We start from the raw sequence: 404 nt of genomic DNA, 5'->3' as shown, positions 1-404 counted from the left end.
GATAAAGTAACAGGCAAAGTTCTCGTAAGATATCCAGATGGATCAGAAGAGGAAGTCCCAGTCACTGTAACAGTAGTCAACCGTGATAAAGATGATTACACACCGAAGTATAATGACGGAAGTGGTAAACCAGGCTCATCAGTAGAGATTCCAGTAAGTGAAGCAAACGGTAAGAAAATCCCAACAGGAACAACTTATACAAGGCACACCAGGAATCATCACAGTAGATAAAACTACAGGCAAAGTAACGGTAACCATTCCATCAGATAAGAATCCAGGGGATAAAGTAACAGGAAAAGTTCTAGTAAGATATCCAGATGGATCAACAGAGGAAGTACCAGTAACTGTAACAGTAGTCAACCGTGATAAAGATGATTACACACCGAAGTACAATGACGGCAGTG

General features: G+C 40.8%; 2 protein-coding genes. Both read left to right on the top strand.

Features of this window, described 5'->3' with window-relative positions; genetic code table 11:
- Positions 1–231 (top strand): Rib/alpha-like domain-containing protein (locus EII37_RS10990; RefSeq protein ID WP_142997541.1); only part of this gene is annotated, 231 nt, incomplete at its 5' end.
- Positions 158–404: YPDG domain-containing protein (locus EII37_RS10985; RefSeq protein ID WP_142997540.1), on the top strand; the 247-nt coding region annotated here is incomplete at its 3' end. The genes EII37_RS10990 and EII37_RS10985, both read left to right, overlap by 74 nt.

Origin of the sequence: Streptococcus sp. OH4692_COT-348 (assembly GCF_003859975.1) — a bacterium.
In the GTDB taxonomy this organism is placed as follows: domain Bacteria; phylum Bacillota; class Bacilli; order Lactobacillales; family Streptococcaceae; genus Streptococcus.
Note: the sequence above shows the minus strand (reverse complement) of the source record. Positions and strands in the feature narration are given on the sequence as shown.